General features: G+C 44.9%; 12 protein-coding genes. 10 read left to right on the top strand and 2 right to left on the bottom strand.

What is annotated here, in order from left to right:
• Positions 1–31 precede the first annotated feature (31 nt).
• On the top strand, positions 32–1,750 hold the full coding sequence (locus tag QUB13_RS09245) for an ATP-binding protein (RefSeq protein WP_333380222.1): 1,719 nt from the start codon (positions 32–34) through the stop codon (positions 1,748–1,750).
• A gap of 243 nt (positions 1,751–1,993) precedes the next feature.
• On the opposite strand, the gene QUB13_RS09240 is transcribed toward QUB13_RS09245, so the two are convergent.
• Positions 1,994–2,296: a hypothetical protein gene (locus QUB13_RS09240; protein ID WP_333380221.1), complete on the bottom strand. Its 303-nt coding sequence runs from the start codon at positions 2,294–2,296 to the stop codon at positions 1,994–1,996.
• 168 nt (positions 2,297–2,464) lie between these two features.
• Here QUB13_RS09240 and QUB13_RS09235 point away from each other — a divergent pair, with 168 nt between their 5' ends.
• The 3 genes from QUB13_RS09235 to QUB13_RS09225 are packed head-to-tail and all read left to right on the top strand — an operon-like array spanning position 2,465 to position 5,031.
• Entirely contained in the window at positions 2,465–3,361 is an 897-nt protein-coding gene (locus tag QUB13_RS09235) for a Rieske 2Fe-2S domain-containing protein (protein ID WP_333380219.1), read from the top strand.
• Positions 3,339–3,560, top strand: a complete 222-nt coding sequence (locus QUB13_RS09230) for a hypothetical protein (protein ID WP_333380218.1) — start codon at positions 3,339–3,341, stop codon at positions 3,558–3,560. The genes QUB13_RS09235 and QUB13_RS09230 overlap by 23 nt, the downstream gene beginning before the upstream one ends.
• A gap of 34 nt (positions 3,561–3,594) precedes the next feature.
• Entirely contained in the window at positions 3,595–5,031 is a 1,437-nt protein-coding gene (locus QUB13_RS09225; protein ID WP_333249255.1) for an NCS2 family permease, read from the top strand.
• 239 nt (positions 5,032–5,270) lie between these two features.
• Here the strand turns inward: QUB13_RS09225 and QUB13_RS09220 are convergent, their stop codons facing one another.
• Positions 5,271–7,085 (bottom strand): bifunctional 3'-5' exonuclease/DNA polymerase, encoded by a 1,815-nt coding sequence (locus QUB13_RS09220; RefSeq protein ID WP_333380217.1) that lies wholly within the window; start codon positions 7,083–7,085, stop codon positions 5,271–5,273.
• 108 nt (positions 7,086–7,193) lie between these two features.
• Between QUB13_RS09220 and QUB13_RS09215 the strand changes: the two genes are divergently transcribed.
• The 6 genes from QUB13_RS09215 (at position 7,194) to QUB13_RS09190 (ending at position 13,294) form a co-directional block, all read left to right on the top strand.
• Positions 7,194–8,444: an RNA-guided endonuclease InsQ/TnpB family protein gene (locus QUB13_RS09215; protein ID WP_333380215.1), complete on the top strand. Its 1,251-nt coding sequence runs from the start codon at positions 7,194–7,196 to the stop codon at positions 8,442–8,444.
• 129 nt (positions 8,445–8,573) lie between these two features.
• Positions 8,574–9,245, top strand: a complete 672-nt coding sequence (locus tag QUB13_RS09210) for a hypothetical protein (protein ID WP_333380214.1) — start codon at positions 8,574–8,576, stop codon at positions 9,243–9,245.
• A gap of 447 nt (positions 9,246–9,692) precedes the next feature.
• On the top strand, positions 9,693–9,947 hold the full coding sequence (locus QUB13_RS09205) for a type II toxin-antitoxin system ParD family antitoxin (RefSeq protein WP_333058483.1): 255 nt from the start codon (positions 9,693–9,695) through the stop codon (positions 9,945–9,947).
• A complete protein-coding gene (locus QUB13_RS09200; RefSeq protein WP_333058482.1) occupies positions 9,947–10,243 on the top strand; it encodes a type II toxin-antitoxin system RelE/ParE family toxin in 297 nt (98 codons plus the stop codon). The genes QUB13_RS09205 and QUB13_RS09200 overlap by 1 nt, the downstream gene beginning before the upstream one ends.
• 399 nt (positions 10,244–10,642) lie before the next feature.
• Positions 10,643–10,864 (top strand): hypothetical protein, encoded by a 222-nt coding sequence (locus QUB13_RS09195; protein ID WP_333263986.1) that lies wholly within the window; start codon positions 10,643–10,645, stop codon positions 10,862–10,864.
• A 342-nt stretch (positions 10,865–11,206) separates the two neighbouring features.
• Positions 11,207–13,294, top strand: coding sequence for a hypothetical protein (locus tag QUB13_RS09190; protein WP_333380213.1), 2,088 nt, complete (start codon positions 11,207–11,209; stop codon positions 13,292–13,294).
• Positions 13,295–13,592 lie beyond the last annotated feature (298 nt).

Below are 13,592 nucleotides of genomic sequence, written 5' to 3'. Positions count from 1 at the left end.
TAAATCTCCTGTATTTAGTTGTATATAACGCATGAAAGTTTTCAATAATTTGTCTAATTTAAGAGTTATTCAAACTCCAATTGTGGCTATCGAATATTACAGTGCCGATCGCCAAACAATCTTGTCATCATTTCATCAGTACGCTAATGAGTGTTCTTTACCTGTTTATTATTGGAATCCCGGTTATGCAACTATTCAACAGGTGCAGTCAACTCTTCAACAAGTGCAGTCAACTCTTCAACAGGTGCAGTGTTTCGATAAACATCTCCCAATTTTAGGTTGTTATTCAGGCAGGACAAGCGTTTCAGATACTTTTCCTCAGATGTATAATAGTGAATGCGTCCTCTGCAAAACTGAGCTATCTGTCGAGAGTGATGTCCTGCAATTTCTGCTGGAAAATGACTGCCCCGGTATCTTTTTGTTAGAGGATATTTTGGAGTCAGGCAGTAGCGAACAGCCTCTTGTCCGCCGTTATTCTCAATTGGCTAACGCATTCTTTGAGCTGAAAGGGCGTTGGGCCAACCAATATTGGGTACTGCTGGGCGAGTACATCCAACTGCCATCAAAGCTAAGTCCATTAATTCCTCTGCTAAAATGTCCGTTACCCGATCGCTTTGAAGTCGAAGTTCTTGTAGATAAGTTTTGCGATCGCAATTGTTCCCTTGATTTTGGTTCAGATGCGGTAGCTGCTAAAAAACGGCTGGCTGTTTCTAGTCTAGGGCTGCCACAGGCTGAAATAGAATTAGTGTTAGATCGATCGCTCTCTGTGACCGCTTCAGTTGTCCAAATCGCACAGTTGGTATTGGAGCATAAAATATCGCAACTTCGAGACCAGGGGTTGGAGTTCATTGCTTCTCCAGACGTGCCTCATGCTGGCGGTTTAGATTTATTAGACGCTTATTTGAGCGAAGTCGTAAAGCTGTCAGAAGCTGATGCCAAGAAATATCACCTCAGACCTCCCAAAGGAATGCTGCTGTGGGGGCCGCCGGGGACGGGCAAAAGTTTGAGTGCAAAGCTAGCTGCTAAGAAGCTAGGTTATGCGCTTTTAGCAGCAAGTTGGGGCAATATTCTAGGTTCCTCTAATCCCGATCGCGCTCTCAGCAAAATGCTGGATACAGCCGATAATTTGGGCGGCTGCGTGTTGTTTTTTGACGATTTTGACAAGGGTTTTTCTGGCTGGGAATCAAATGCTGATGGCGGTGTAGCTAGACGGCTGTCGCAGAAATTGCTCACATGGATGCAGGAGCATGAAAGCCCCGTGTTAATGTTAGCTACTGTAAACCGCTTAGAAATGCTGCCGGCTGAACTTATCCGCAGATTTGACGACGGCGGAATCTGGTTTGTGGATTTGCCACACAGCGGCGCTCGCTATGAGATTTTCAATTTGCACTTAGCTAAGTATTTCCCAGAGCAGTTTGGGGAAGGAAAAGAGAATCTTTGGAGCGACAGAGAGTGGTATTCGCTACTATCTGATTATGCCGGAGCAACGAGTGCTGAAATTGCGATCGCAGTTAAACGCTGTGCCGAACGAGCTTATTGTGAAGCGCGACCTGGTAAAATTGAATTGACCGATCTGCGTTATCAGAGAACTCAATTTGTGCTATCGTCTGAGCGTTCTTCTGAAGATATCCAGGGGATTCGCAACAAAGCGTCCTTTGCTCGGCCTGCTTCTGGGGGCGATCAGTCTAAATTTGCGGCGGCAGAGCAAGAATTATTCGAGTATCAGCCACCTGCTTACGATAAAACTTGAGTGTATTATTCACAGCAATAGCATGGGTTTGTTGGTGAGCCAAAAAGTTTTGACTGTTGATAGAATTAGCGCAAAAGTTTTATGGCACTTTCTATAGCAGGACTTACGCCCAGCCTCTGAATAAGCCTGAAATAGCGGGCAATCCCCCCGTTTGTGGTGGTGGCGTTGCGTCCAGGACTGTCTGGGAAATAATAAGCCGTGCATTTGTTATTAACCAGATGCACGGCTTATTGTATAAGTAATCTAAGACTTAACTTGGACGCGGTAGCCGCAATTTTCAAGGCATAGTTTTACTCCCTGCCAAGTTAAACCTGTTTCTGGTTCAAGCGGTACAGTTAAAGCATTGGTTGTGTAGCCGCGCTCTCCCTCTTGCCTGATAACGCTATATTCAGCTTGGTGCAGCATGGCAATAGCGCATTTTGATAACTTGCCAACGATATTTGCCGCTTGGTTACTAACAGTGATAATTATCCCTCTTTTGTCACTCTGGGAAATTAAAAATGACCACCAAATTTTCAACTGTAGATATATTAAGGATTTGAGCATTTATTTTCTAACAGAATGGCTGAAATCAAGGTTTTTGGTAAAAGTCTTATGATATAACCATCCCAGATTATTTTCTGCCGAAACTGACAAAAGAGGGGTATGTAGTAAATCGTACAGAAGTAAGCTTTCTAATATCTTAAGCTTCAGCGGTATTTCGTATACAGGATTATGCACACTACACAAGAACGATCGTGCAATTCTGCGTTTGTATTGCCTCGAAACTGCACCTTTAGTGAAACTGATGGGAAAGCCCTTGCGCCGTTTTGGTATCCGATCGCGTTCTCGCATGAAGTCACGGATCGACCATTTGCTGCAAAGCTACTCGATGAACGTCTCGTGCTGTTTCGACATTCCGATAGCTCGATCGTTGCAGCACGGGATTTGTGTTTGCATCGCGGTGTTCCTCTGAGTTTGGGATGGGTTGAGAACGATGAACTCCAATGCAAATATCACAGCGTCGGCTACGACAAAAGCGGTCAATGCACCCGTATTCCCGCTCAACCGGATGTCGCAATTTCCGATCGGCTGAAATTGACGACTTACGCTGTCACCGAACGCTATGGTTTAGTGTGGGTAAGGCTCGTGGGTAAAGGTTCAGTGCATTTTCCATACTTTCAGGAATGGAACGATCCAGACTATATTCAGGTTCCATACTTTCATGAATGTAACGATCCAGACTATATTCAGGTTCTGCCAGCCAGCGTGGCTCACGAAGCTGCCGCAAGTCGTCAAGTCGAAGGCTTTCGGGATGCGAGTCATTTTACGTTTGTTCACACCGAATCCTTTGGCGAGGGCGAAAATCCAGAAGTGCCAGATTATCCCGCCCGGCGACTACCGCACGGGTTTCGCGCTGATGATGTCAGCACTGTGAGCAACTATCGGCACAATCTAAAACATCTGAGTCCGCCTGGGTTTAAGTGGCGTCGATTGTTTGAAGTGTGGCTGCCGTTCACAGCGAAGTTAAGCGTTACCTTTGGGAACGGGCAGTTACACATCCTGAATGCTGCCTGTCCGGTTTGGGCCCGCAAAACGCACTTGGGTAGTGCCCAGAGGCCGCAATTTTGACAAAGATGCACCGCGGAAAGACACGCTGGACTTTAACCATCAAGTGTTTGGCGAAGATAAGGACATTGTTGAAGAACAGTATCCCGAAGATTTACCTCGCGCGCTGCAAGATGAAGTCCACATTGCCGGGGATAAAAGCTCGATCGCCTATCGCAAAGGATTGGCGGCATTGCATCTAGGACGATCGTTTACCGCCTAACTCCTATCTCAATTAAATTTCGGAGATCCAAACCATGAGCGCTGATTTAGAATTTCAAAAACCAATTCCACCAAAGCAATCCTACACAGGTTGGCAAGCAGCACTGGCAGAGTTCTTTCAGTTTGATTTCTACAGAACCAATTTCAAAACAGAGACGATCGCGGGAATCACCACGTTCATGACGATGGGATATATCTTAGTCGTCAATCCGATTATTCTGTCAAACGCGATTTTTCTACAACAGCCCGGAGATTTGTTTTCGCAATTAGCTGTAGCAACCGCTGTGTCGTCGGCAATTGGAACCTTCTGCATGGCAATTTTAGCAAACTATCCGTTCGGGCTCGCGCCTGGAATGGGAACGAATGCCTTTTTCGCTTTCTCAGTTGTCATCGGACTGAAAATCGATTGGCGGTTAGCGCTGTCGTGCGTGTTTGTTCAGGGGTTAATTTTTATGCTTCTGACGCTGACGGATGTACGTAAGTTATTGATCGCGGCAATTCCAAAGTCGCTCAAGCACGCAACCGCAGGCGGGATTGGCTTGTTTATTGCCTACATCGGGATGTCAGGAGATGTTGCTAATGGAGGAGCCGGATTGATTGTAGCAAATCCAGCCACAAAAACGGCGTTTGGCAGTTTAGCAGAACCGAACACGCTACTGGCTGTGGCGGGTTTAGCGATGACAGCCGGATTGGTGGTGCGGGGCGTCAGAGGTGCGTTAGTATTTGGAATTTTTGGAACTGCAATTTGGGCTTGGCTGTTCAAAGTTTCACCCCCACCTCAAGGATTTTTTGCGCTACCAGAACTGCCAAAAGACATTTTTGGTCAAGCATTTCTGGGAATTGCTAATCTGAACTCCGAGAATTTTATTGACTGGATTGCAGTGCTGTTTGTGTTTCTGTTTGTGGATATTTTTGACACCATCGGGACGTTAACTGGTGTGGGAATGCGGGCAGGTTATATCGGCCCGGATGGCGAGTTGCCGCGTGCCAATAAAGCACTGATGGCAGATGCTATTGGCAACACAATCAGTCCGATATTTGGTACGTCGAGCGTGACGACTTATGTTGAATCAGTTGCAGGTGTTGCCGAAGGCGGTAGAACTGGATTTACTGCTTTAGTTATAGCTGGATTATTTGCGCTGTCGCTGTTTTTTATTCCGGTGTTTAAAGCGATTCCGGCTTTTGCAACAACGCCGACGTTGGTGATTGTGGGCGCGATGATGTTAGCCGAGCTCAAAGAAATTCCCTGGGATGATATGTCGGAAGTGATTCCAGCGTTTCTGACGATATTTCTGATTCCATTGACTTATTCGATCGCGGAAGGGTTGTCGATCGGATTTATTGCCTATCCGATTGTGAAAACCTGCCAAGGTAGAGCCAAGGAAGTGTCTGGGGGAACTTGGATCGTGGCGGGCATCTTCGTGATTCGGTTCATCTTTATGTCGCTGCGGTTTCATCATTCAGCAGCCTGAGCCGGCTCAGGCGAGAGCCAACTGCTAGGTTTGAATCACTTATAGCCTTTCTCACTAACATGAGGTACGCATAGGGCATGGGGCATAGGGCATAGGGCATAGGGCATAGGGCATAGGGCATAGGGCATAGGCATCGCACGCATACCTCACTTTTTTGAGAACCGCTATATATCAAGTTCGATCTCCCTGATATCTTGCAGCAATGTCAATCAGGGGATTTTTCGTGGGGTCGGGCGGGTTTATCCTCCCCAACTTTCCATCACCTTAATTTCTACCTCGCAAGGAATCGGAGAGAGAAACTTATTCCCGGCTCTCACCATACATTTTTTAAGCAAGGCTTTAACTGGCCTCACTTCTTCAAGAGGACACTCTATTAAAATTTCATCGTGAACGACACAAATCAGTTTACCACCAGTGCTGCTCAGAGGCAGAAAAAGTAGAGCAAGAGCGAGTTTAGTAATGTCAGCGCTCATCCCTTGAATAGGGTTATTTAGCATTTCGTTAAGCAGCGGTTTAGTATCTTTTGACCATAATCTCCTTCTGCCTAAGACAGTGCGACTTTCTCGAAGACCTCGGCTCCAGGCGCTCCGAACTTTGGCGTGAAATTGTTTGATACCTGTATAGGATTCAAAGAACTTCTTACGAAAGTGTGAAGCTTGTTGCAGCGTTAAAGTGACTCCATGCTCTGCTTGAGCCATATTCTTAAATTTCTGTGCTCCCATGCCATAAATTAAACCGAAGTTAATAATTTTACCGAGCTGTCTGTCTTCGAGAGTAATTTCCGATAAGGGTTTTGCCAGCACCAAAGAAGCGGTCAGAGAGTGCAAATCTTCACCTTGAGAGTAGGCTTTCACCATCGTGCGATCGCCCGAAACCTTCGCCATAATCCGCAGTTCAATCTGGCTGTAATCGGCTTTCAGCAGGACACAACCGGGTGCTACTTTAAAACACTGTCGGGTTTCCTTATCTCTGGGGATATTCGTTAAATTTGGCTCTCGACAACTAAACCGTCCTGACCTAGCACCAATCTGAAACCAATTGGGATGAATGCGCCCTGTAATCGGGTGAATGCGTTCAGGTAAAACCAAAGCAAAAGTATCGATACGAGCCGACAAACTGCGGTATTCTAACAGTGCTTGAATAACGGGATACTCGCCTTGCAAAGGAATTAAATGTTGAGAGTTGGTGGAAGTAACAGGAATGCCTTTTTCTTGCAAAGCGGCTAAGACTTGCTTGGGAGAGCGAGGATTAATTATATCCGTAAATTCGGGCAGCAGAGAGATTTGTTGGTGAGGGTTAGGTCGATGGAGTTGCGAATTAATTAGTTTTAAAAGAGAGTCGCGTTGATGACAGAGCTTCACTCCCAAAACTCTCCACTGTTCTCTATCTAAAAGCATTCCGTTGAGTTCCATAGAAGCCACCGCAGGCAGACAAGCAAACTCTAATAAAGCAGTTTTCCAAAGCTTAGAAGCTTTCAATTTTTGTTGCAAAGCAGCAGCCAGCGGGAGTAAAATTGCAGCATCGGTAGCAGCATATTGCAGTTGAGCGAGTGTTAAATTTCCCGACCAATCGCTAACTTGCTGCGTTTTGTCTAGCTTTAGTTTCAACAAATTCTCAGTGACAGCCTCTAGAGACAAATGGCATTTTAGTCCAGCCGTCAGCACTCGGTAAGCTAAATAGGTATCGAAAAAAGGTTTGGATGGTTCCAGTCCGGCAAAAGCGAGCATTTGCCATTCAAATTTGAGGTTGTGACCTACCTTCAGTGCAGGACTGGCTAGGAGCAAGCGTAATGGTTCGAGGGAACTCGGTTCAATTGCCCATAAATCTACAATGATTACTGGATGGTCAGGAATGGCAAGTTGTAACAATCTAATTTTGGCTTTGTAGGGGTCAAGCCCTGTTGTTTCGCAGTCTATACCGATGATTTTTGCTTGTTGGAATGGTTGAAGGGCTGTTTCAAGATTGAAAGCAGTATCGATCAATTGGTAAGGAGTTTTAAGTGTAACATTCAACTGAGCTATCTTAAGTTTATCGGAGGTCAAAAAAGTTGGCATAGCGGTTGATATTTTCTGTTTGTTTAGCGGATTAGGTTTCATAATTAGTTCCGTTCATAAAAATAGTGAAAGAATATCGATATATGTTAAAATAGTGGAATGTTAACCATGAATTACAGCTATCGAATCTATCCGAATATCAATCAAAAGCAAGCGCTGAAAGAGTGGATGGATATTTGTCGTGTTGCCTATAACTATGGGCTGCGGGAAATTAAGGACTGGTGCAATAGCCGGAAATGCCAGGTTGACAGATGCTCCATCAGTCATGAATACATCATGCCTGCTGAGTTAACCTTCCCTAACGAAGTAAAACAGCTTAATGCTTTGCCAAGTGCCAAAAAAGTATTTCCCCGATTGGGTGAAGTACCAAGCCAAGTGTTGCAGCAAGCGCTCAAGCAATTACACCGAGCATGGGAGGGATTTCAAAAAATTGGGCATGGCTTCCCTCGATTCAAGAAGTTTAGGCAATTCAAATCTTTGTTGTTTCCCCAGTTCAAGCAGAATCCTGTGACGGTCGTACATATTGCCTTACCAAAATTGGGGTTGATTCCAATTAACCTGCATCGCCCAATCCCACAGGGGTTTGTAGTAAAGCAAGTCCGAATAATTAATAAAGCGGATATTTGGTACGCTTCTATCAACATCCAATGTGATGTCAGTGTTCCCAATCCAATGCCACAAGGTCATCCGATTGGAGTAGATGTTGGGCTTGAAAAGTTTTTAGCAACCAGTGACGGGGTGATCGTAAAACCGCCCAAGTTCTTGAAAGTTATGCTCCGCAAGCTGAAATTGCTGCAACGCAGACTTACTCGGAAAAAGAAGCAGTCTAAAAATTACGAGAAACAGCGCATTAAAGTTGCTAGAATTCACCACGCAATTGATAATACCCGTAAAGATTTTCACTTCAAACAAGCTCATGCCCTTTGCGGGGCAGGTGATATGGTCTTCATGGAAGACTTGGATTACCGAATTATTGCCAAAGGGATGTTCGGGAAACAGATGCTTGATGCTGGATTTGGACAGTTCCGAACTATCACCAAATACGTGTGTTGGAAGCGTGGCAAATTCTTTGGTGAAGTGAGCGCCAGGGGGACTTCTCAGGAGTGTCCTGAGTGTGGTGCGGAGGTGAGAAAGGATTTGAGTGTTAGAGTTCATTGTTGTCCTAGTTGTGGATACACAACAGATCGAGATGTGGCTAGCAGTCAAGTCATCAGAAATAGAGGAATAACTCTGATTAGTACCGATGGACAGTCGGGAATCCAAAGCGCCTATGCAGACGGTTTGCCAGGGGTTGAGATGTCTCAATCTAGGTCAAAGTCGAAACCCCGTAAGGGAATAACTAGGAAATCTAAGAAGTGATTCTTAGAAGCTCCGTCCTTGGCTGTCGGAGAGATGTCACAGAAAGTTGAAAGTGGGGTTGCTAGACTGCGGTCCAGATCCTGAAGAACCCGACAATCTTAATTACTTTGAAACATTAAGGACAGACAGATGAGTAACTCAATTCCCTCCCAGCCCCAATCCACAATAGATGATACAACCAGTTATCCGCACTTGATGGAACTGATAGAAGCAGAAGATGCAGCTAATGGAGAAGTTGGCTGCGGTCGGAATTTGGGTAATAAACCTTCAGTTTATCTGAAAACCTGCGGTATCAATATCTCTGATGAAAAGCTAAGAAATTTGTTAAGGGAGTATTTAGGTCATTTATTGATGGAGCTAGATTTTGACTCAATCATTAACCAGGTGAGTCGTTTCGTAGAGTCATTAGTCGTGCAGGAACACACTCAATTAGAGCAGACAAGACCGACATTAATGCTCTTAGAATCAGTTTTTGAGCAAATTCCTGCGAAAGAACTCAAACAATGTATTGAGTCAGAATTGGGGGAGTTTTGTTCGGAAACTGCGATCGAGCAAATTGTTCAGTACACTGGTCAAGTGATTCACTATTCAATTCTCCAACCTCGACATAAGTGGCCCAAACCTATTTGGGTACTAAGTGCTCTTGAGAAGGTGTATATTGCTCAGGCATCTAGTTTAGATGCAGCAATTGCTCAAGTTAAAGGACAATATCCCGACGAAACCGGAGAGCTGCAAGTAATCAAAGTCGGAGGTGTTCTCGCACCAAACCAAGTGATTTGCTTGGACTTAATGAACAATTAATAAAAAATGCAGAATATGTCCGGTATTCTGAGTAACGCTGGAGTATGTCTTGTGCAGTTAGCAGTTTCATTGCACGATCACAAAAAGTTTTCAGCGATGCGAGCGCGATCGCGGTTGGAAAAATGAACTTGCTCAAAATATTGGGTACGATTGATCTCTCCAGGTCAACTGTAGGTAATCATTGTAAATTCGGATTAGTTGGAAACCCACTTGGGGCATGATTATACATCTCCATAAATTACAGATAAGTCTAAGCAGGATAAGGGTTTCAGATTCATTTTTGGAGATGTCTATTGGTTCATTTCGATCGATCGCGAGAGTTACTTGAGAAATTGCTCAACTCGCTTGTATACAAGAGCGAGTTTTTTAGTACAATAATAACAACGATTGCTATTCCCTGTTATTAAGGCGAAAATGGAATAGCCCAAATTACAGGAGGACTCAGGCATGAACGTGTCTTTGACACCAGAGTTAGAGCAGTATGTCCAGGAGAAAGTCTCAAGCGGACTGTATTATTCTGCTAGCGAGGTAATCCGTGAAGGGTTGCGCCTGTTGAAAGAACGGGAACAATTCCAGCAAACTCGCTTGCAGGAATTGCGGCAGGAAATTCAGCTAGGGCTAGACAGCGGTGAAGCAACTCCCTTGGATATGCCAGCAATCAAGGCAAAAGCGCGGCAGCGTCGGCGGAGGAAACCGCAGTAATGGCCACGATCGTTAAACGCCCGCGTGCTGAACTGGATTTGCTAGATATTTGGGACTACATCGCTGATGATAGTTTAGATCGGGCTGACGAGTTTTTAGATCGCGTTGAAGGAAAACTGCAAACCTTGGCACGTAATCCAGGATTGGGCAGAAGGCGTGAGGAACTGTTAGCTGGGTTGCACAGCTTTCCGATTGGGAACTATGTGGTGTTCTACCGGGAAATTGAAAATGGAATAGATGTAATTCGTGTTCTGCATGGTTCACGGGACATAGAAGACATTTTCAGTCGCGGCTAACTCCTTGTAATGCAAGTGCGTATTCAAGGCGTACTGCCTGCCAATAGAGAGAGTTTAATTGTGGAAGTGTTGCATAAATTTGAGTCAGAGATTGAATCAGGGGCATTAATTTTATTAGATGAAACGCGCTCTCGGGTTAGAATTCGGTTTCTTACACCGCGATTACTGACAAATCAGAGAATTTAGTGCGCGATCGCACTTTGTCACTTTCTTAAAAGACATTTTTCTCGACTTCGTAGAATAGCCCAGTGCTGAGAGCCGTTAGGTAACTTTCATAGAGCTGCCCCCTCCATGTGGAGGGGGTAATTTTTACTGAACAAAATCGCTCATAGGAATGAAGTTGCAGGAACTAGATGCGATTTAAATTGGAATTGTTCACCACATAAACTCATAAAAACCATGCATAATTCATCGATTGAACCTAATTCCGGCTATAACAACTCTGGTTACGAATCGACACCGGATTTGACTGTCGGTTACTCGTCATCTAAAGAAGTTCGTCAAGGTAATTTTGACAACGCTTACCAAGAAAATGTGTATGACTTGTCCAACCTAGCAGATACTCCTTGGACAGATTCAGCAGTCCGCCCGAATCCACAGCTTGAGCTGGAGCTTGATTAAAGAAAAAAGCGAAGATGGAGAAATGCAGTCCAGGACGCATCAACCTAAAAAACCCAGTTTCTCGTTCTCATCCTCAACCTAAAATGACGGAATTACATAGAAAAACCGGGTTTTTGGGTAATTCCTAAAATGGAGAGGAAAAGAGGGAGAAAGGTAGAGAGGGCGAGAGGGAGAGAGGGGGAGAGAGGGGGAGAGAGGGGGAGAGGGATTTAGCTGATGGGTAATTTCTGCAATACTGCTCTATTTTTCGTAATGTTTTAAAAACAGTTGAAAGTTTTTCCAAATTAGAAAGAATAGAGCAGTTTTTTTTGCCTAATTTTAGTTAACATCAATAGGATTCCCATGAACAGTCCAAAGCAGTTAAAAAAAATAAGCCAGGTAGGCTCGGCTTTAATAGCTGCCAGTACACTCTGCCTAATTTGTGCTTTCATCTGCATTACTTTCTTAAGCTTTCCATCAATTGCTAGCGCTAGTTCCTTACCTACTAAAATTTGGGAAAAAGAACAATCTAGAGTTTTGCTGCCAGATTGGAGCCAGATTACCTTTAGTTCCCTGCCCGCCGTTGCTAGTTCTGGAAGTTCTGGCGGTCGAAGCTGGCAAGCCGACACTACTGTTGACAACATCTTGAAGCTGGGTGACATTAACGATGTAAAACCTGAAATTCTGTCTTTGCAAGCAATTGAACAATTGGCATTAGGGGATATCAATTTAGAGAATATCAGCTTGTCAGCATTTCCCTTAGCGGGTAAGCAAACAGTCGGTCACTTGGCTGAAATTGTTCCGAATCTGGGCCAATTTCAATTGAGCGATGTTCCTCCAATTGCTTCTTTATCTTCTCAAATAGCCGGAGTGAACCCTAACATCAGCCAATTGCCAATTGGTCAAGCTGTAAAACAAGTACCGCAACTAGCGCAGGCAAAACTTAACCAAATTGACCTATCTGAGTTTGCGATCGCCCAAATCCCCAACCTTAATAGCGTAAATTTAGAACAGTTCTCTGGCTGGTCAGAGGAACTCATCAGCAATATTCCGCTGCTCAGTCAAGTCCCGCTTTCTAGTTTTCCGGTTCCTATTGCGTCCATTGGCAGCGCAGTTATGCGAATTGACATGATTTACAGTCGGTACGAGAGCAAGCGCAATAACACAATTTCCGGTTCTGATGTAGAAGGATTTGCGGTAGCGTGCGAGAAAGATTGCGCTTATATCGAACTCGACGATATGGAAAACGCCGGTCGCCGCGCCACAGGGCCACTAGAAGGCAAGCAGTGGATTAGTGGCAAATACCAGGAAGTGCGAGGCGGTTCTGGCTGTTTGAGCGGTTGGGAACCGACGGGCCGGCATCCTTTTGGGGAAGTCTTTAAAGTAGTGGTAATGGAACCGTCAGAAACCAGCGATACTGTTGACACGGCTCTGTACTTCAGGTTTAGTTTGCCATGCGGCAAATCGCCTTACATTATTGGCCCGGTTCCGTTTCTCAGTTACAGCGTTAATTCGCCTATGTTTGTCGGTCGATTGGAGGGCGGTTCTTCTAACAGTATTTCGCGTTCAAAAGGCGTGGTATCTGAAACAAAACCTTCAAAACCGCTGAGTTCAAATCAAGCTAAAAAAAACGCTTTGCCAGCTCAGCCTCTACCTGAATTCAAGCGAGAGTGCGCGCGCCCCGCAACTTACGTTAGCGGTGTGGATGTGGCTTCATTAGGGGAGGCGTTAGCAAAGCTTTCCGAAGGAATCGCCAATTTGGAAAGTGCAGGTAGTGGTGACTACGAAGCGATCGGTGAGATGGTTTGTACTGAAGGATCTCGCAACTGCGGGCGGGCGATCGGTCGCTATCAGTTGATGAGCTACCGGGAAGACGTGCAGCGTGCTGTCAGTTCAATTCCAGGGGGGGCTAACTTTCTCCTGAACGTCAACAAAGGCCAAAAACCTACAAGAGAGGAACTCTTCCAATATTTTCCTCCTGCTGTTCAGGATAAACTCTTGCAAAATTCTCTAGCTGAGAACTTAGTCAGCAGCCAACAGGAAATTGACCCTAAAACTGGGCAGGTGTTCAAGGGCGATCGCTTAATTGAGCGAGTAGCACAGAAACACTTTGGGGGTTCTGGCAGTAAAATTGATGCCAGCTATTCCAACATTTTAGGTGGCTACTCTCTCAAACAGTACGGGGAAAAAGTTCGAGAGGTTTATAACCACAATACCAGCGACAATTGCCAAGCTAATTCTGGTGACAGCAATGGCATCAGCAACTCGGTCGGCTCCGGCATTACTTTAAATGCTAGTTGGAGTATTAAGGTGGCGCTGTTCATTAGCTCTTTTTTGGTGGGAACGTGGTTTTTAATTCGACTGTTTCACAAGCGAAAGCAGCAAATTTTTCTGATGTTAATCGCTTTGGGGCTAGCTGTTACTCTTGGCACGGCTGTGCTCTCCCATTGAACAAAGGGAAAGGGGAAGTGGAAATGCAAGGTATTAACAAATATAGGACTTACGCAAGACAGCAAATTTTACAGTATTTGTGGCCAACTGCACCGAAGAGCACCTACAAACACCTTACAAATAGTGTCTCTGTGTTCACGAGTGAACTATAACACAATACGGTTCAAGTAAGAACAATCTGACTTCCTTTCACAAGTCTGTATATCCTAAAAATTCGTGAAATGGAATTCGTCTGAAAGGGCTAACCCAAGCGTATTGGACTATAACAACTTTTTCGCTAACAGGACGTTTTTAAGTG

It is taken from the genome of Microcoleus sp. B4-D4 (assembly GCF_036705185.1).
Lineage (GTDB): Bacteria > Cyanobacteriota > Cyanobacteriia > Cyanobacteriales > Microcoleaceae > Microcoleus.
The sequence above is the reverse complement of the archived record's forward strand: the minus strand, read 5'-3'. Positions and strand labels throughout refer to the sequence as shown.